General features: G+C 45.6%; 17 protein-coding genes and 2 pseudogenes. All 19 read right to left on the minus strand.

Features of this window, described 5'->3' with window-relative positions:
- Nucleotides 1-414: 414 nt before the first annotated feature.
- Nucleotides 415-1,515: a non-hydrolyzing UDP-N-acetylglucosamine 2-epimerase gene (gene wecB / locus QNH10_RS00245; protein ID WP_381426395.1), complete on the minus strand. Its 1,101-nt coding sequence runs from the start codon at nt 1,513-1,515 to the stop codon at nt 415-417.
- A gap of 50 nt (nt 1,516-1,565) precedes the next feature.
- Nucleotides 1,566-2,195 (minus strand): uracil phosphoribosyltransferase, encoded by a 630-nt coding sequence (gene upp / locus QNH10_RS00250; protein WP_283733063.1) that lies wholly within the window; start codon nt 2,193-2,195, stop codon nt 1,566-1,568.
- Between the two features lie 605 nt (nt 2,196-2,800).
- Nucleotides 2,801-4,054 (minus strand): serine hydroxymethyltransferase, encoded by a 1,254-nt coding sequence (gene glyA / locus QNH10_RS00255; RefSeq protein WP_283733064.1) that lies wholly within the window; start codon nt 4,052-4,054, stop codon nt 2,801-2,803.
- A 116-nt stretch (nt 4,055-4,170) separates the two neighbouring features.
- Nucleotides 4,171-4,734, minus strand: coding sequence for a TIGR01440 family protein (locus QNH10_RS00260; protein ID WP_283733065.1), 564 nt, complete (start codon nt 4,732-4,734; stop codon nt 4,171-4,173).
- Between the two features lie 17 nt (nt 4,735-4,751).
- Entirely contained in the window at nt 4,752-5,189 is a 438-nt protein-coding gene (gene rpiB, locus QNH10_RS00265) for a ribose 5-phosphate isomerase B (RefSeq protein ID WP_283733066.1), read from the minus strand.
- A gap of 274 nt (nt 5,190-5,463) precedes the next feature.
- On the minus strand, nt 5,464-5,913 hold the full coding sequence (locus QNH10_RS00270) for a low molecular weight protein arginine phosphatase (RefSeq protein ID WP_283733067.1): 450 nt from the start codon (nt 5,911-5,913) through the stop codon (nt 5,464-5,466).
- Between the two features lie 57 nt (nt 5,914-5,970).
- On the minus strand, nt 5,971-6,474 hold the full coding sequence (locus tag QNH10_RS00275; RefSeq protein ID WP_283733068.1) for a manganese efflux pump MntP: 504 nt from the start codon (nt 6,472-6,474) through the stop codon (nt 5,971-5,973).
- A gap of 68 nt (nt 6,475-6,542) precedes the next feature.
- Nucleotides 6,543-7,576: pseudogene (locus tag QNH10_RS00280) on the minus strand (L-threonylcarbamoyladenylate synthase).
- A gap of 61 nt (nt 7,577-7,637) precedes the next feature.
- The gene (locus QNH10_RS00285; protein WP_283733069.1) at nt 7,638-8,222 is read right to left on the minus strand and encodes a stage II sporulation protein R; all 585 of its coding nucleotides are present in this window, start codon (nt 8,220-8,222) and stop codon (nt 7,638-7,640) included.
- A gap of 43 nt (nt 8,223-8,265) precedes the next feature.
- Nucleotides 8,266-9,117, minus strand: coding sequence for a peptide chain release factor N(5)-glutamine methyltransferase (gene prmC / locus QNH10_RS00290; protein ID WP_283733070.1), 852 nt, complete (start codon nt 9,115-9,117; stop codon nt 8,266-8,268).
- Complete coding sequence (gene prfA, locus QNH10_RS00295; protein WP_283733071.1) at nt 9,110-10,186, minus strand: peptide chain release factor 1; 1,077 nt, start codon at nt 10,184-10,186, stop codon at nt 9,110-9,112. Before prfA ends, prmC begins: the two co-directional genes overlap by 8 nt.
- A 292-nt stretch (nt 10,187-10,478) precedes the next feature.
- A complete protein-coding gene (locus tag QNH10_RS00300) occupies nt 10,479-11,453 on the minus strand; it encodes a VanW family protein (RefSeq protein ID WP_283733072.1) in 975 nt (324 codons plus the stop codon).
- Between the two features lie 133 nt (nt 11,454-11,586).
- Nucleotides 11,587-12,189, minus strand: a complete 603-nt coding sequence (locus QNH10_RS00305; RefSeq protein ID WP_283733073.1) for a thymidine kinase — start codon at nt 12,187-12,189, stop codon at nt 11,587-11,589.
- Between the two features lie 187 nt (nt 12,190-12,376).
- Nucleotides 12,377-12,592: a 50S ribosomal protein L31 gene (gene rpmE / locus QNH10_RS00310; RefSeq protein ID WP_283733074.1), complete on the minus strand. Its 216-nt coding sequence runs from the start codon at nt 12,590-12,592 to the stop codon at nt 12,377-12,379.
- Nucleotides 12,593-12,780: 188 nt separating this feature from the next.
- Nucleotides 12,781-14,064: a transcription termination factor Rho gene (gene rho / locus QNH10_RS00315; protein WP_283733075.1), complete on the minus strand. Its 1,284-nt coding sequence runs from the start codon at nt 14,062-14,064 to the stop codon at nt 12,781-12,783.
- 136 nt (nt 14,065-14,200) lie between these two features.
- Nucleotides 14,201-15,166 carry a class II fructose-bisphosphatase gene (gene glpX, locus QNH10_RS00320; protein ID WP_283733076.1) on the minus strand — a complete coding sequence of 322 codons (966 nt, stop codon included), beginning with the start codon at nt 15,164-15,166 and terminating at the stop codon, nt 14,201-14,203.
- A gap of 92 nt (nt 15,167-15,258) precedes the next feature.
- Nucleotides 15,259-16,560, minus strand: coding sequence for a UDP-N-acetylglucosamine 1-carboxyvinyltransferase (gene murA / locus QNH10_RS00325; protein WP_283733077.1), 1,302 nt, complete (start codon nt 16,558-16,560; stop codon nt 15,259-15,261).
- Nucleotides 16,542-17,225 (minus strand): fructose-6-phosphate aldolase, encoded by a 684-nt coding sequence (fsa, locus tag QNH10_RS00330; protein WP_283733078.1) that lies wholly within the window; start codon nt 17,223-17,225, stop codon nt 16,542-16,544. The genes murA and fsa overlap by 19 nt, the downstream gene beginning before the upstream one ends.
- A 206-nt stretch (nt 17,226-17,431) precedes the next feature.
- Nucleotides 17,432-18,353: pseudogene (fba, locus tag QNH10_RS00335) on the minus strand (class II fructose-1,6-bisphosphate aldolase).
- Between the last annotated feature and the right edge of the window lie 33 nt (nt 18,354-18,386).

An 18,386-nucleotide genomic window follows, 5' to 3' on the forward strand; every position in this document is an offset into this window, starting at 1 on the left:
AAGGATGATAGAATCATGTCAAAAACAGTTATTTAGACACTTTCATTATGTTTAAAAACCCTATCATTCTTACCCTTTGTAAGCATACAATAGGGGCATTTTGATGTCAATTGATTCCCGTGAAATTATTCACAAAGGGACATACTTGTCAAATAATCGTCATATTTGTAGAGACTAAAACTCAATTGGGATTTCCCTAAATTTAATCGATGGAGGTCCCGGAATTGAAGTTAGGTTTATTAGGATAAACATCAGTGTATGCATATAAACATTTTTATAAGTTTTTTTTCGTATTTTATGCGTTTTTCAGATGAATTTCTGCGTTTTTCTTGGCATTTATGCGCCTTTCGCGGGATTTATGCGTTTTTAGTTTCTGTTACACGCATAAATCTCCGTTAAGGTCACTTTTTTTGATTAATTTAATGAAGAAAGATATTCCTTCAACGCGACGACGATCCGTTCGGAAGCATGTCCGTCTCCATATGGGTTGGACGCTTTTGCCATCGCACTGTATTCCGCTTCGTCAGTGAGAAGCGCGTCGGTCAGGTTGAAGATTACCTCTTCGTCCGTCCCGGCAAGTTTTAATGTACCCGCTTCGATTCCTTCAGGACGTTCAGTCGTGTCACGAAGTACGATTACTGGTTTCCCGAGTGACGGCGCTTCTTCCTGGATGCCGCCCGAGTCGGTCAAGATGATGTGTGAACGTGCAGCGAAGTTGTGGAAATCAACGACTTCAAGCGGTTCGATCAAATGAACACGTTTGTTGTTTCCAAGTAGTTCATCTGCAACTTCGCGGACTGCCGGATTCATATGGACCGGGTAGATGACTTGCGTATCCGGGTGCTTTTCAAGGATTCGATTGATGGCACGGAACATATTGCGCATCGGTTCGCCCAAGTTTTCGCGTCTATGTGCAGTAAGCAGGATGAGACGGTCGTCGCCGATTTTCTCGAAAATCGGATGCGTATAGTCTTCCCGCACTGTTGTTTGAAGTGCGTCGATTGCCGTATTTCCTGTGATGTAGATCCGGTCTTCAGGTTTTCCTTCATTTAATAAGTTCTGCGCCGACTTTTCTGTTGGCGAGAAATGAAGATCTGCAAGGATGCCTGTTAGCTGGCGGTTCATCTCCTCAGGATACGGGGAGAATTTATCCCATGTACGAAGTCCTGCTTCGACATGTCCGACCGCGATTTTATTGTAGAATGCGGCAAGGCTACCGATGAAAGTTGTAGAAGTATCACCATGGACGAGTACGATGTCCGGTTGTGCTTCCTTCATGATCTTGTCGAGACCTTCCAAACCGCGAGTCGCGACGTCGACCAACGTTTGGCGGTCTTTCATAATATTGAGGTCATAGTCCGGTGTGATGCCGAACGTATTCAAAACTTGGTCAAGCATTTGACGATGTTGCGCTGTCACGGTGACGATCGATTCGATCTCCTCCGGATGTTTTTGCAATTCAAGTACAAGCGGCGCCATTTTAATCGCTTCTGGTCTTGTACCGAAGATCGTCATAACCTTCCATTTTCGTTTCAAACCATTCACGCCTTCCCCGTTATTATTTATTATTTTGTTCCGAATAGGCGGTCTCCCGCGTCTCCGAGTCCAGGAACGATGTACCCGTGGTCGTTCAATTTCTCATCCAAAGCAGCGATAAATACGTCTACGTCAGGATGCGCATCTGTGAACACTTTTACGCCTTCAGGAGCTGCGATTAAACACATGAACTTGATGTTTGTCGCACCACGTTTTTTCAATGAATTAACCGCTTCAACTGCTGTACCGCCCGTTGCAAGCATAGGATCGACAACGATGAATTCACGTTCCGATATATCGGAAGGTAATTTTACGAAATACTCATGTGGTTGTAGTGTTTCCGGGTCACGGAATAAGCCGATGTGCCCAACTTTCGCAGCTGGAATTAGGTTCAAGATGCCATCGACCATGCCGATGCCTGCACGAAGAATCGGAACAATCCCGATTTTCTTGCCTGCCAACACTTTTGAATTTGCTGTTTGGACTGGTGTCTCTACTTCCACTTCTTTTAGTGGAAGATCACGTGTAATTTCATAAGCCATCAGTGTCGCTACTTCGTCGACAAGCTCACGGAACTCCTTCGTACCGGTGTTGATGTCCCTAATATGTGTTAATTTATGCTGGATGAGTGGGTGATCAAATACATGTACTTTAGCCATTGCTTTCGCTCCTTTTCGGAATGTCCTGTACATTATAACAGAAAGCTACTGATTCAGACATTGTGGAGTGTGAAATATGGTGGATGTTGTTGAATGGGGAATTGTTAGAGGATTTAATCGAGGCGTTTTCAATTTTTAGACCTGTAAAATGTTGATTTTCGTTTCAGGCGGACGCTTTCCGGGGGGCGGGCGGTGAGCCTCCTCGGTCGCTGCGCGACACTGCGGGGTCTCACCTGTCCCGCTTATCCCCCAGGAGTCGCCGCTTCCACTTCAATCAACGGAAATTCTTTTATATAAAGAGTAGTTATTATAAATCCTTCCTAATATCGCGGGGAGATACTAGTGATAAAAATTACCAGATTGCGCCAAGTGCTTTTGACAATTAAATGCTCTTTTTTTCTGGTTCAGGAATGAGTCGAAGGTCACGAGATAAGCAAAAGTGGCTCGAACTCGAGCATAACTCACTCTAACTTGAGCATAACCCGCTCTAACACGAGAATTACTTCCTCGAACTCGAGCAAAACATCTTAAGCTATTAATAATTTACCAAATTGCATAAGAAAAACCCGCTCTCTCAGTGAGAACGGGGTTAATTAAATCAATAATTATGCATATAACGGGAATTTATCTGTCAATGCTTTAACTCTCTCAGCCGCTTCTGCTTTTACTGCTTCGTCTTCGTGGTTTTTCAGAAGATTGGCGATGATGGAGCCGATTTCTTTCATTTCTTCTTCTTTGAAGCCGCGTGTTGTGACGGCTGGTGTTCCGACGCGGATGCCTGATGTGACGAATGGGCTTTCCGTGTCGAATGGAATTGTGTTTTTATTGACAGTGATTCCGACTTCGTCAAGGACGTGTTCAGCGATTTTGCCTGTGAGGCCGAGTGATTTCACATTGATTAGCAATAAGTGGTTGTCTGTTCCGCCGGAAACGATTTGGACACCTTCAGCCATCAAGGAATCCGCAAGGGCCTTGGCATTTTTCTTAACTTGCTGGATATGCGTTTTAAACTCAGGCTTCAATGCTTCACCGAATGCAACCGCTTTTGCAGCGATCACGTGCATCAATGGTCCGCCTTGGATGCCAGGGAAGATTGTTTTGTCGATTTTACGGGCAAATTCCGCAGCGAATTCCTCGTTCACAAGGATCAATCCGCCACGTGGGCCGCGCAATGTTTTATGCGTCGTCGATGTAACAAAGTGTGCATGCGGTACTGGATTTTGATGCTCCCCTACTGCAACAAGACCAGCGATATGCGCCATGTCTACCATCAAATACGCGCCTACTTCATCCGCAATTTCACGGAATTTCGCAAAGTCAATTTCACGTGGATACGCACTTGCACCCGCAACGATCAATTTCGGCTTATGCTCAAGCGCTTTTTGACGTACGTCCTCGTAATCGATTCGCTCGTCTTCCTCGCTCACTCCGTACTCGACAAAATTGTATAGAGTTCCGGAGAAGTTTACCGGGCTACCGTGAGTCAAATGTCCGCCGTGGGAAAGATTCATGCCGAGAACAGTGTCTCCCGGTTCAAGCACCGTGAAGTATACAGCCATATTCGCTTGTGCACCGGAATGGGCTTGCACATTTGCATGTCCTGCGCCGAAAATTTCTTTCGCACGATCTCGCGCAATGTTTTCAACGACGTCAACATGTTCGCAACCGCCGTAGTAGCGCTTGCCTGGATACCCTTCAGCATATTTGTTTGTCAAATACGATCCTTGCGCTTCCATGACTGCTTCTGTGACGAAGTTTTCAGATGCGATCAATTCGATATTGGAATTCTGGCGGTTCTTTTCAGCCATGATTGCTTCGTATACTGCTGTATCTTCGCGTTTCACATTGCTTAAATCCATGATTCATTTCCCCTTTGTACTTTATTTATATTCGGATGATAGGCTTGTCCGATTACTCAACGCTCCGCTCTCATCCGGAATGAATGAGAGCATTGCGGGTGTTTCTTGAATGAAAATCAATCTTCCTCTGGACGCGCATAAATCGCCCGTTCGCCGCCGATCAATTTCGGTCGAGTCGTCGCGATTGTTACGATTGCATCACCGATTTTATTGATAGATGTGCGAAGTGGAACGGCAACCGGTTTGAGATGCATACCGATCAACGTCTGGCCAATGTCGATACCGGCATTTGCACGGATGGATTCTACGACAACTGCGTCTTTCATATGTTCAAATGCATATGTGGACATCGATCCGCCTGCATGTACTGCAGGGATGACTGAAACGGTGTCAAGATTGAATTTTTCCGCAGCTTCGCGTTCGATTGTCAAGGCACGATTGATATGTTCGCAACCTTGGAATGCGAGATACACTTTATGCTGTTTCGAGAATTCATTCATCGTTTCGAATAGGGCTTCGGCGACTTCGAGTGCGCCTCCGGTTCCGATCCGTTTGCCGGCGATTTCCGATGTGGAGCAGCCGATGACAAAGAACGTTCCTGGAACGATTGTTGTCTGTTCTTCCATTTCCTCTAAAAGTTGTTCAAGCTGTAACTTCAATAATTTCATACCTTCATCCATTGAAAACTCACCTCGTTTTATCCTTCAAGTTCCGTCAATTTCGCAACGCGGCGTTCGTGACGGCCCCCTTCGAATGAAGTGCCAAGCCATGTTGACGCAATTTCCCTTGCAAGTCCCGGTCCAATAACGCGTTCCCCCATTGCAAGGATGTTCGAGTTGTTATGCTCTCTCGTCGCTTTTGCGCTGAAGACGTCGTGGACAAGCGCGCAGCGAACGCCTTTGACTTTATTTGCGGCGATGGACATGCCGATACCTGTTCCACAAATGAGGATGCCGCGATCAAATTCCCCGCTAGCTACTCCTTGTGCAACTGGTGCTGCAAAGTCCGGATAGTCGACTGATTCGTCAGAGTCCGGGCCGAAATCTTCATAGGCAAATCCCAATTCTGATAAAAGATCCATAATTTCATGACGAAGTCGATTACCGCCATGATCTGAAGAGATTGCGATTTTCAAATGCGTCCCCTCTTTCTTAATTTACTCACAAGTCATTCTACCATTATTCGATAAAAAAACACAGCCCTCGAGTGATATTTCGGGCTGTGAAATGATTCGAATGAAAGAGGATTTTTGATTATGCGTGATTGCTTGTGTTTATGCGTTTTTAATGGCGTTTATAAGCTTTTTGTAGCGTTTATGCGTAATTTCATGAGTTTATGAGCTTTTCGCATGATTTATGCGCTTTTCGGGGCATTTATGCGTTATTGGCGGTATATGTATCCGAATTCCTTTACGACTCTCTCCCCTGCGAGAACTTCCTTACCAATCCATCAATCACTTCGTTCAATTCTTCAAATGTAGCACGGTAAGTTTTCAGATTACCGCCGTATGGATCCTGCACGTCTGGATAAGCCTCAGGAGTGACGTATTCTTTCAATGTAAATGTCTTAGACTCTATATTCGGGAATGATTGCAAAAGAATCGCCTTATGCGATGATGTCATCGTCAGGACGAGGTCCGCCCACTCAAGGTCATCTGTTGTTACGGCTCTTGAGGTGGATGTATATGGCATGTTCTTTTCTTCGATAAGCGTTTTAGAATTCGTTGAAATCGACATTCCGTCGAACGCGTTGACCCCTGCGGATTTCACAGCAATGCCTTCGCCTACTTTTGAACGTAGAATTGCTTCCGCCATCGGGCTTCTGCATGTGTTTCCTGTACAAATAAAATAAATATTCATTTTTTATCACCTACTATTAGAATAACCGATTGCTAACGAATAATGAAATAGATTGATTCATCCAAAGCAGGATATGACTCCCATGCCAAAAAGAGATAGACCGCAAATCCAGCGCAGGATCTTACCGTTTTTGATGCTTAAATATCTTCCGTAGTAAAGTGCGGTGCATGAAAACACTAAAGTTAGTAGTCCTGATGAGAGGATGAATAGGAATTTATTCAACTGAAGCATCCCGAAGGAGACGCTGACTGAAAATGTGTCGAGACTGACAGCAAGTGCGATTAACACCGGATTCACTACACGCACCGCTTCGCTTGTATCGTCATCATGCAAAATCATATGAATACCGATCATTGAAAGCAGAATCCCTGATAGCAGGCCGCTCCAGGTGGATAAAAATCCCGTCGACCAATCCCCCACTAAAAATCCAACGAAGGGAAACAGTATATTCAAGAATGTTGTCCAAATGGCAATCGGAAGCCTTCCTTTACGTAAACGTAACAATGAAAATACGATGACTACATCAATTGTCGTTATACAAGCAGCGAATATTTCTACCAAAAAATTGACCTCCCAACTCCCGCATCTGTCCATCTTATGCGTGCGTTTGAGAGGTCATTCATATTGTTTTATAACAAATACCGTTTTCCATCGGCGGCTTTTACTAACCGGTTCATGACGGCTGCACCGACACCGGTCCATTCCGTCTCGGCGGCAAGTATGATGTCGGCTTCCGTCAAATCGCATTGACGGATTGCGCCGTATAAATTTGTTGCCAATGCCTCTTGGTCATGAAGCGGTCCGACTGAAAAATACCAGTCCGCTTCATCGACTTTGACTCTGAATTCATCGGGGCCGATGACTGCCACCCGTTTTCCTTCATTATGCAATGCATTGACTGCATCCTGAATCACCTTTTCATCCGCTTGTATGATGTAAAGTGGCGATTCCGGCGCGTAATGCATGTATTTCATGCCGGGCGCTTTCGGTGCATCCCCCTTCGAAACCTCACTTTCCGCGTGAACATGGCCGATCAATTCCTCAATCATTTCACGAGTCAGGCCACCCGGACGCAAAATGGTCGGCGGGACTGTCGTCATATCGAGGACGGTCGATTCTACGCCGACGCCTGTACGTCCACCGTCAACGATTAATGGAATGCGTCCTTGTAAATCTGTGAACACATGATTCGCTTCCGTCGGACTTGGTTTTCCGCTACGATTCGCACTTGGAGCTGCGAGAGGCATGTCCAGTTTCTGCAAAAGTTCAAGCGCTACAGGATGATCCGGCATACGGATGCCGACCGTTTCGAAGCCAGGCGTGACATTTTCAGCAATCACACCGGGCCGTTTATTGAAAACGAGCGTCAACGGGCCTGGCCAATAGGCATCCATTAGCTTCTTGGCGTCATCCGGCACGTCGACAGCGTATTTATCAACATCTTTTTATTGCCAATATGTACGATGAGTGGATTGTCGGAAGGCCGTCCCTTTGCGTCAAAGATCTTTTGCACAGCATTTGCATCCGTTGCAACTGCGCCAAGTCCGTAAACAGTTTCGGTTGGAAAGGCGACGACTCCCCCATTTTTCAATATATCCACAGCTCGTTGATAACTTAAAAAGTTGCCCACATGGTTATCCACTGAAATAATTTCAGTATCCATGAATAAAACCCCCGTTTATACACATTTTATCTTAGTTATCCACATCGTTAGTGGATAACTATTACGCAAACCATGATTTTATCCACTCCCACACGAAGAAAGTGACCTTTTCTTCTTCTGCTTCCTTCACAGTCTCGACTTCCTTATCCGGGAAACAGACCCTTGGGAACAATGAACACCACCAGTTATCCCCACGACCGCTGCCAATCGTTAAGATATAGGCATCATATGGGGCTTGCGGGGTGATGAAAAGTCCTGAACGCTTCGGTGGAAACAGGGCTGCCTTCCTTTCAAGCGTCACTTCTTGGCCATCCGCGATTGTTTTCGCGATGTGGATAATTATATCTTCAATCGCATCAAGGTTATCCACAATCTCTGCTTTCGATGCTGACTGGGAGATAGCATTGTTGATAAGCGGTTCGATTTCTTGTTGGATTGCCAACTTCAATTGTTGGTCATCAGATGTGTTTGAATGTGCAAGAATACGGAATCTGAATGACTCCTCTTGCTCTACTTTCCCTGTAAATAACATCAAGGCGGACTGAATAAGGAAAAGCACGAGAATGAACTCGACAATCAGCACTAACTTTCCAGTCCGTCTATTAGATTTAAATGTATAGTTGTTAATTTCATAGTCTTGTAACATATCGATCCCCTCCTGACCTCATTGTTGCCAGGGTCGGAGGGGTTTATTCACTAATCTCGCAAAATATCATTCGATCTTTTCCATTTAGATCTTTCCTTACAGAAACCCTTGCTTTCGGGAATGCCTTTTGGAATAAACCACTAACCGACTTCCCTTGCTGATAGCCGATTTCAACGGCAATCAATGCGGGTTTATTCATAAGTGGCGGCAAGCTTTTTGCAAGTTTCTTATAGAAGTAAAGACCGTCATCCATAGCGAAAAGTGCAGTATGAGGTTCGAAATCAAGCACCGTACGAGACATCTCTTTCGACTCCTCCAAAGTGACATACGGAGGATTTGACACGACGACATCCCATTTTTCATGCTCAATCGGTTCCGTCATATTGCCAAGCCGGAACTCCACATGCACTTCATTGCGCTTTGCATTGCGCTTTGCGACTGCGATTGCCGGTTCGCTAATGTCTGTCGCTACGACGAACGCATCCGGCCATTCTTTTTTGATGGCAATCGCGATTGCGCCACTCCCGGTACCGATATCTGCCACGCGTCCATCTTCAGGGAAGAGATTGCGGCATCGTTCAAGTACGCCGTATACAAGTTCCTCCGTTTCAGGTCTTGGGATGAGCACATTTTTATTCACATCGAATGACATTCCGTAAAATTGTTCTGTGCCGATAATATGTTGAACGGGCTTGCCTGTTAATAATTGCTCGGTTTTATTCCAGAAATCGGTCTGCTGTTTGGGTGTTAATGGTTCGCGCAAATCAGCAAGTAATGTCGCTCCCGATTTCCCTGTTACATGCTCCATTAGCAGATGTACAGCGTGTGCGTCGAGATCCTTGGACTCAAGAAGGGACTTCGCTTTGTTTAATGCTTCGTGGATTTTCTCAGTCATTGGAATCCAAGCTTTCTAGTCTTCTTGCCTGATCCTCAAGGATGAGTGCATCGATTACTTCGTCTAACTTTCCTTCGATGATCTGGTCAAGTTTTTGGATTGTCAGTCCGATTCTATGGTCTGTCACCCGGTTTTGCGGGAAGTTGTATGTACGGATCCGCTCAGAACGGTCCCCTGTACCAACGGCCGATTTTCGCTTTTCATCATATTCCGCCTGTGCTTCTCGCATGAATTTGTCGTAGATGCGTGCGCGCAGGACTTTCATCGCTTTCTCTTTGTTTTTGATCTGCGATTTTTCATCCTGGCAGGAAACGGTGATGCCTGTCGGTAAATGTGTCAGGCGGACAGCGGACATTGTTGTGTTGACGGATTGTCCACCTGGGCCTGATGATGCGAATGTATCCGTACGGATGTCCTTTTCATGGATGTCGATTTCAACCTCTTCCGCTTCAGGCAGGACAGCTACTGTAGAAGTTGATGTGTGGATACGGCCGCCGGATTCGGTTTCAGGTACACGTTGCACGCGATGCGCCCCGTTTTCGAATTTCAATTTTGAGTAAGCACCATGGCCGTTGATCATGAAAATAATTTCCTTGAAGCCGCCAAGTTCTGTTGGCGAGGAGTCCATCACTTCAACTTTCCAATGGTTCATCTCGGCGAAGCGACTGTACATTCTGTAGAGATTACCCGCAAACAGTGCGGCCTCATCTCCACCCGCTGCACCACGGATTTCCATGATGACGTTTTTGTCGTCATTCGGGTCTTTCGGGACTAATAGGAGCTTTAGTTTACCTTCGAGTTCCTCGATTCTGTAGTCTAACTCGGTGATTTCCATTTTGACAAGTTCTTTCATTTCATCATCGAGTGGTTCCTCTAACATTTGTTTTGCATTGTTGTATTCTGTTGTCGCGTCCTTGTACTCGCGGTATGCATCGACTGTATCTTGCAGGTCGGATTGTTCCTTTGAGTAGGTCCGTAATTTGGTCATGTCACTTACGATATCCGGATCGCTCAGCAATTCATTCAGTCGGTCATATCGATCCTCAACGGCTTGTAGCCTTTCGAACATAGTTTGTACACCTCTTATTTCTCAAGTCTTTTCGTATGTTTATTGTACGGGAAAAAAGCATCGAAATACAGTAAAAAACTGGTGCTATCGAAAAGCGTAAGGCGCTTGCACAGATGCGACAGGCATAAGGCAAAGATGGCGCGTGGCGGTTTTTGCCACAGAGCAGCTTTGACTTATGACCCGAGCAAGTCGAACAGCGTAGGGTTCGATTTGCCGTATTTCTGCGGTTTTTTGCAGAAATTAAGGCATCCTCATAGCGCCTGGAGCTGGACAGGCATCAGAAAAACCTGATTTATTTCAAATCTAAAGGCTTGAAGCGGTCTTTGTATTTTTCAGCTGTTCTAAGTTCGATTGTAAGATAGCCATTTCCGTAAATCGCTTTTATGAGTATAGGGACGTCTGTTGAGTTTTGGAATCTGAAATCCAGTCCACCGTATGAAACTGTTGCATCCCGACCTTTCGGGACGTATCCAATTTCTCGTGAATGGTGGTGGCGCTCCAATATTTTGAGGGATATTTGGTCGAGTGCATTAAATAATGTTGAGGATGTCTGGCAAACACCTCCGCCGATTCCCATGACAAGTTCGCCGCTGATGATTTCGGGTGCGGGTTGGTAGCCGCTCTCTTCATCCCGTGAACCGACAACGGTATTGAATGAAAAATGGTCACCGCTTCCGACGATTGTATTGTTGATGGAATTTGCGGATAGTTCTATGTTTTTATTCCGATTGGGATTCGATTTAAAATAAGTCGTATAGGATGCGACTGTAATTTCGTTCAAATGTGGGATATCTGCTGAGTCATATCCGCTTTCCGTCACCGTGATTGGCAGTTCAACTTCGCCTCCGACAGCTGAAGCTGCCATGATCCGCTCGACTAATTCGTTTTCATCAAGAATGATTAAAGGGCTTCCTTTTACGACACCGCCCTGTTCATCTATTCTATCAAGGATCATTCGCCTGTCATATCCAGGGTTTTCCGGTGTTCCTCTTGCAAGCCTTTTTGCAAGCTTCTCGATTTCTTTTCTGTATGTTTCTTGATCCAGTTCATATCCTTGTTCATACGGGGCAAGTGTATGGATGATTTCAGATGTATTCGGGTCGATTAGTGTTACATTTTCCGGTTCCTTTTCAAATGTATAGCTATATATCTTTTTCGGTTTCTCCGTTTCCGCGGACGCAATTGGCGTTTCCTGATCTGAGTCATTTTGACAGCCCGCTAGTCCTATTGACATGAAAAGAATAAGTGCAGTTATCCACTTTTTCATAATCTATCTCCTGCCTTAATTAGATTTCACATTGAATAACATATTCAAGGCTTTGGATTAGTGTGTTGGTTTTCAGCAATTTTATGAATTAAATTAAAAAGACAACATGGTTTGTCCATGTTGTCCTAACATTTTATTCTACTGCTGCGTTCGCTGTTACGCCGTTTGGCACTTCGTGATGCGTGCGGCATCTTGCTTCGTAAGCTTCCGAAGCGGCTACAAGGATGATGGGATCGTCGGAGCCAGCTGGTTCTCCATTGATAAGGCGTTGTGTTCTGCTTGCAGGTGAGCCGCAAACGGTGCAGACGGCTTGAAGTTTTGTAACGTTTTCTGCGACTGCCAAAAGTTGAGGCATTGGGCCGAATGGTTCGCCGCGGAAGTCTTGGTCAAGGCCAGCGATGATGACGCGGAATCCGCGATCCGCCAAATCCATGACGACGTCTACGATTCCTTCGTCAAAAAATTGGGCTTCGTCGATTGCGATGATGTCGTATTCGTCTTTTACAAATTGTTCGATTTGAGTCGACTCCGCGATAGGTGTTGCGATGACGGTTGTACCGTTATGGCTGACGACGGCTTCCTCGCTGTATCGATCATCGATTTCGGGTTTGAATACTGCGATTTTCTGTTTGGCAAATTGCGCACGGCGCACGCGTCGTATTAGTTCCTCCGATTTGCCTGAGAACATGCTTCCACAAATTACTTCTATCCAGCCGCCTTGCATTGTTACGTACATATTGGTTCCCCTTTCAATCAGTCGCTCTATGTAAATTGCTTTTTGTTTTGTTCGGAATGTCTATCATACATTAAATTCGAATGAAATTGACGTCTTTTATTTCTTGTTGAATTATGGTATGTGGACGATGTGAAATTTTTGGAAAGATAAAACCCGGCGGATGTTGATCCGCCGGGTTGGATGAGTCTTATTCTTGTCCTTCTTCTTTGAAGCCGTATTTCTTGTTGAAGCGGTCGATACGTCCGTCCGCTGCAGCAAATTTTTGGCGTCCAGTGTAGAATGGATGGCATTCTGAACAAACTTCTACGCGAATGTCCTCTTTTACAGAACCTGTTTCGAATGTGTTACCACATGAACAAGCAACTTTTGCAAGTTTGTAATTTGGATGAATTCCTGCTCTCATCGGTCTCTCTCCTCTCGCCCTGAACCATCTGGAACAGAGTGTTATTGTAGGTCTTGCATAAGACTGATGCCTTACACGGTCCGTATATGTCAACCGCATATGCAGCAGATGGTGGTAAAACCACACTTAGAGATTATAACAGGTTTATTTGGGGTTTGCAACTATTTTTCAATGTAGAAATGTTGATTTTATAATAGACCTTTTCCATTCCGATGGGCTTTCATTTCTTCGTTTAGTTTGTCGAAGAATTCTTCGTTGGATTTGGACTGACGCAATTTCTTTAGGAAGCGTTCTGCGAAATCGGAGGAATCGGAAAATGTTTTTCGGATGGCCCATAGTTTTTCAAGCTGGTTGCTTGGGATGAGCAGTTCTTCCTTCCGTGTTCCTGAGCGGCGGATGTCGAGTGCCGGGAAGACGCGACGTTCTGCAAGGCTGCGATCGAGATGAAGTTCCATGTTACCGGTTCCTTTGAATTCTTCGTAGATAACTTCGTCCATTCTTGAGCCCGTGTCGATTAAGGCAGTGGCAAGGATTGTTAAGCTGCCGCCCTCTTCAAGGTTACGCGCTGCGCCGAAGAAACGTTTTGGGCGGTGGAATGCCGCAGGGTCAATACCACCGGAAAGTGTACGGCCGCTTGGCGGAATGACAAGGTTATATGCACGTGCAAGACGTGTGATTGAATCCATTAAGATGATGACGTCGCGTTTATGTTCGACAAGGCGCATAGCGCGTTCGAGGACGAGTTCAGCAACTTTGACGTGGTTTTCCGGGACTTCGTCGAATGTGGAACTGACAACGTCTGCATTAACGGAACGTTCGATGTCGGTTACTTCTTCCGGACGTTCGTCGATTAACAGGACGATCAATTCAGCTTCGGGATGGTTCGTCGTGATTGCGTTTGCAATTTCCTTTAGTAGCATTGTTTTACCGGCTTTTGGTGGTGCAACGATAAGTCCACGTTGACCGAAACCTACTGGTGAAACGAGATCCATGATTCGTGTTGATAGTTTCGTTGGAACCGTTTCGAGTCGAATGTGGCGATCCGGGTATAGCGGAGTTAGTGCTGGGAAGTGGACGCGTTCGCGTGCGACTTCAGGGTCTTCTCCGTTTACAGCTTCTACTTGAAGGAGTCCGTAATAGCGTTCGTTTTCTTTTGGTGGACGTACTTTCCCAGTTACTTTATCACCATTTCGCAAGTCGAATCGTCTGATTTGGGACGCGGAGATATACATGTCTTCGGAACTTGGCGAGTAGTTGATTGGGCGAAGGAAACCATAGCCTTCTGATTGGATGATTTCGAGTACGCCTTCCATGAAGAAGAATCCTTCTTGTTCGGCTCTTGATTTAAGGATTGAAAAGATTAGTTCTTTTTTGGTTAATTTGCTGTAATAGGATATTTTATATTGTCTTGCAAGCTCGTAAAGCTCTTTTAACGTCATATTTTCTAAACTGCTAATTGTTAGAATCGACATAGTTCATTCAGCACCACTCTTTATTTGATTTTAGTTTTTGAGGTTGTCTTCTTAGGTAGGAAATCAATGAATAGAAGGATGCCCGGCTTATGCCGGGCTTTGAGGCTTACTATTTTTGATTTATTAATAAAATAAATTAGTCTTGCATTACAAGATTAGGTTTCTTTTTAAGGCTGTGGCGTCCTTCTACGAAACGGATTGTGCCGGATTTGGAGCGCATGACGAGTGAGTGGGTTTCGCTGAAGCCGCCTTTGAATTGGACTCCGCGTAGTAGTTCACCGTCGGTTACACCTGTTGCTGCAAAGATGGCGTCGTCTCCTTTTACAAGGTCGTCCATGTAAAGGACTTTTGTGACGTCGATGCCCATTTTTTCACAGCGTTCACGTTCTTCGTCGTTTGAAGGAATAAGTCGTCCTTGGATTTCCCCTCCGAGGCATTTTAGTCCAACAGCAGCGATAACGCCTTCAGGGGCACCACCAATACCGAACATAATATCAACACCTGTGTTGTCAAATGCCGTGTTAATGGCACCTGCTACGTCTCCGTCATCGATAAGCTTGATGCGCGCGCCAGTAGCTCTGATTTCTTCGATGATTTTCGCATGGCGTTCACGGTTGAGGACAGTTGCCACAACTTCATCTATCGATTTGTTTTTGGCTTTAGCCACGGCATGAAGGTTTTCCGTTACGGTTGCATCGATGCTGATTTTGCCAACCGCTTCAGGTCCGACTGCGATTTTATTCATGTACATATCAGGTGCGTTTAAAAGGTTTCCTTTATCAGCGATTGCGATGACTGCAAGTGCATTCCAGCCTCCTGATGCGACGATATTCGTTCCTTCCACCGGATCGACAGCTACATCAACTTCCGGTCCTTGGCCAGTGCCTAACTCTTCGCCGATGTAAAGCATTGGTGCTTCATCCATTTCGCCTTCCCCGATAACAACGACTCCCTGCATTGGAATCGTGTCGAACACAGTGCGCATCGCTTCTGTCGCGGCGTCATCCGCTTCGTTTTTCAAACCGCGTCCCATCCAGCGTGCTGCTGAAACTGCCGCCGCTTCTGTTACACGTACTAATTCCATCGATAAACTGCGTTCCATTATGATTGTTCCTCCCGTAATACGCTTTTCAATTGTAAAGCTGTAAGATTTCTTACTGTCATTATAGCATACCTTGGAAATTACATTTCCAATTATTCCGTATTAACTTTATGAACTTTATTCCCGTACTTTCGCTTTTTCGGCACATTTTCCTTCCGGATATCGGCGCCGATTCCACGAAGTTTTTCGATCAACGAGCCGTATCCGCGTTCGATATGTTGAATTTCCTGGATTTCAGTTTCGCCTTCCGCCAATAATCCTGCGATGACAAGAGCTGCACCCGCCCTTAAATCCGAAGCGCGGACAGTAGCGGCTTGTAGTGGCGTTGGTCCAGATAAAATGACAGATTGGCCCTCTACTTTTCCTTCTGCATTCATCGTTCGAAGTTCATCAATCTGTTTGAATCTCGCGGAATATATTGTATCCGTTATGACAGAAGTGCCGTTCGCCTGTGTCAATAGCACTGAGAATGGCTGTTGAAGATCCGTCGGGAAACCTGGATATACGAGTGTTTTTACATCGACTGCATTCAAATTCCTCGTTTTCGGAATGAAAATATGCTCTTCCCTTTCCTCGACTTCAACACCCATCTCACGGAGTTTCGCTGTCAGTGCTTCAACGTGGAAAGGGATTACGTTATCAATTAAGACACCGTCTCCTGCAGCCGCTGCCATGATCATGAATGTCCCCGCCTCGATACGATCGGGAATAATTGTATGTTTCGTTCCGTGAAGCCTTTCGACTCCCTCGATTCGGATGACATTTGTACCGGCGCCTTTAATGTTGGCACCCATGTTTGAAAGCAATGTTGCGACATCTATGATTTCAGGTTCTTTGGCAGCATTCTCGATAATTGTCCGGCCTTTTGCACGGACCGCAGCAAGCATGATATTGATTGTCGCGCCAACGCTGACAACGTCCAAATAGATTTTAGCGCCGCGCAGTTCATCGGCACGCAGATAGATGGCTCCGTGTTCATTTGTCACTTTTGCACCTAAAGCCTCGAAGCCTTTAATATGCTGGTCGATAGGACGAGGTCCCAAATGGCAGCCTCCAGGAAGTCCGATTGCCGCCTTTTTGAATCGGCCTAACATTGCGCCCATCAGATAATAGGATGCTCTTAGCTTTTTCACATTGCCGTTCGGAAGTGGCATGGCAACCATTTCGGATGGGTCGATCGTCATCTTCCCTGCTCCGAAATTCACTTTTCCACCAATATCTTCAAGAAGCGCCTGCAGTGTTAAGACGTCCGAAATTTCCGGAAGACCTTCAATCGTGACAGGTGAATCCGCCAAAATGGATGCCGGAATCAATGCAACGGCACTGTTCTTCGCTCCGCTCACTTTTATCGTTCCTTGTAAAGGTTTGCCGCCTCTTATTTTATAAACGTCCATTTCAGTCTCCTTGGCGTTTCACTTGTTCTTCTTGCTTCCCAGTCGTTTAAGAATTGTTGAATACCTTGGTCTGTCAACGGGTGGTTGAATAGTTGTTTGAGTACTTTGAAAGGAGTTGTTGCAATATGCGCTCCCGCAAGTGCTGCATCTGTAATATGCTGCGGCCCGCGGATGGAAGCTGCAATGATTTGCGTGTCCAAGTCATGAATTGTGAAGATGTCCGCAATTGTGCTGATTAACTGAATTCCTTCTTGACCGATATCGTCAAGTCTGCCGAGGAATGGGGATACGTAAGTGGCTCCAGCGCGTGCGGCAAGCAAAGCTTGGTTGGCACTGAAAATGAGGGTCACGTTTGTTTTTATGCCTTCTTGGGCGAAGACGGAGCACGCCTTTAAGCCTTCCGGTGTCATTGGAAGTTTGACAGTGATATTTGGTGCGATTTTAGCAAGTTCGCGGCCTTCTTCGATCATTCCTTCTGCGTCAAGGGCGATGACTTCTGCGCTTACTGAGCCTGGTACGAGGGCAGTAATTTCGCGAAGGCGATCGTGGAATGAGATGTTTTCTTTTGCGACCAGTGATGGGTTTGTTGTTACGCCAGATAGGATTCCCCAGCTATGTGCTTCTTTGATTTCTTCGAAGTTTGCTGTGTCGATGAAAAATTTCATTGGTGTGTTCCTCCTCTTTATGAATGGAAAAAAGGAGAATGCATCTGTGATGCTTCTCCTTTTATTTAAAATTAATACTGTTGATTTCCGCTACGGCGGACGCTTTTGGTCGCAAAGCAAGGCAAATATGTGCTCGTAACGCTACGCTTTTACTCGCAAAAGCCGTTCTTCGCTACGGCTTTGCCTGTCGCATCTGAGCAAGCGCCTTACGCTTTTCCAGTGCTCCCGAATTCGCGCATTTTGCCGATTACGGTTTTTTTGATGGCTTCGCGCATTGGTGCCAAGTATTTGCGTGGATCGTAGACGTTGGCGTCGTTGTTTAATACTTCGCGGACTGCTTTTGTTCCTTCGATTTGGTTCTCGGTGTTGACGTTGATCTTAGCTGTACCGAGGGAGACGGAACGTTGGATGTCTTTTAATGGAATGCCTGTTCCGCCGTGAAGGACGAGTGGAAGGTCGGATTGGCTTGAGATGATTTCCATTTCTTCGAATCCAAGGTTCGGTTCGCCTTTGTATGGTCCGTGGACGACCCAAGTGCTGGCGCCAGCAGTCGATGCCTGTTGCGTCGACAAGTTCTTTACATTCTGCAGGGTCTGCGTAGATGACTCCGTCTGCGATCGTATCGTCTTCTTGTCCGCCGACGACTCCAAGTTCGGCTTCAACGGATACGTTTCTTGCGTGTGCGTATTCTACTACTTGTTTTGTGATTTCAATGTTTTCTGCAAGTGGCTTTGAAGAAGCATCGATCATGACGGATGTGAAGCCTGCGTCAATCGCCTCTTTACACTTTTCGAAGCTGGAACCGTGATCAAGATGGATTGCGACTGGTACAGTGATGTTAAAATCATGCATTAAGCCTTTTACCATGTGGACTACTGTCGTGAAACCGCCCATATAGCGTGCTGCACCTTCTGATACACCAAGGATTACAGGTGATTTTTCTTCCTCTGCTGCTTGCAAGATTGCTTGCGTATATTCAAGGTTGTTCAAGTTGAACTGACCGATTGCATAACCTTCTTTTTTACCTTTTATCATCATTTCTTTCATTGAAACAAGTGCCATGTGGTATCCTCCTCCGAGTTGTGGGATGAATTTATTGAATGATACGTTATTTACCTCTTTTATCATAACAAAACAGACAGTATTTACTACTGTCTGGGT

The sequence above is a fragment of the Sporosarcina thermotolerans genome (assembly GCF_030067815.1).
GTDB lineage: Bacteria > Bacillota > Bacilli > Bacillales_A > Planococcaceae > Sporosarcina > Sporosarcina thermotolerans.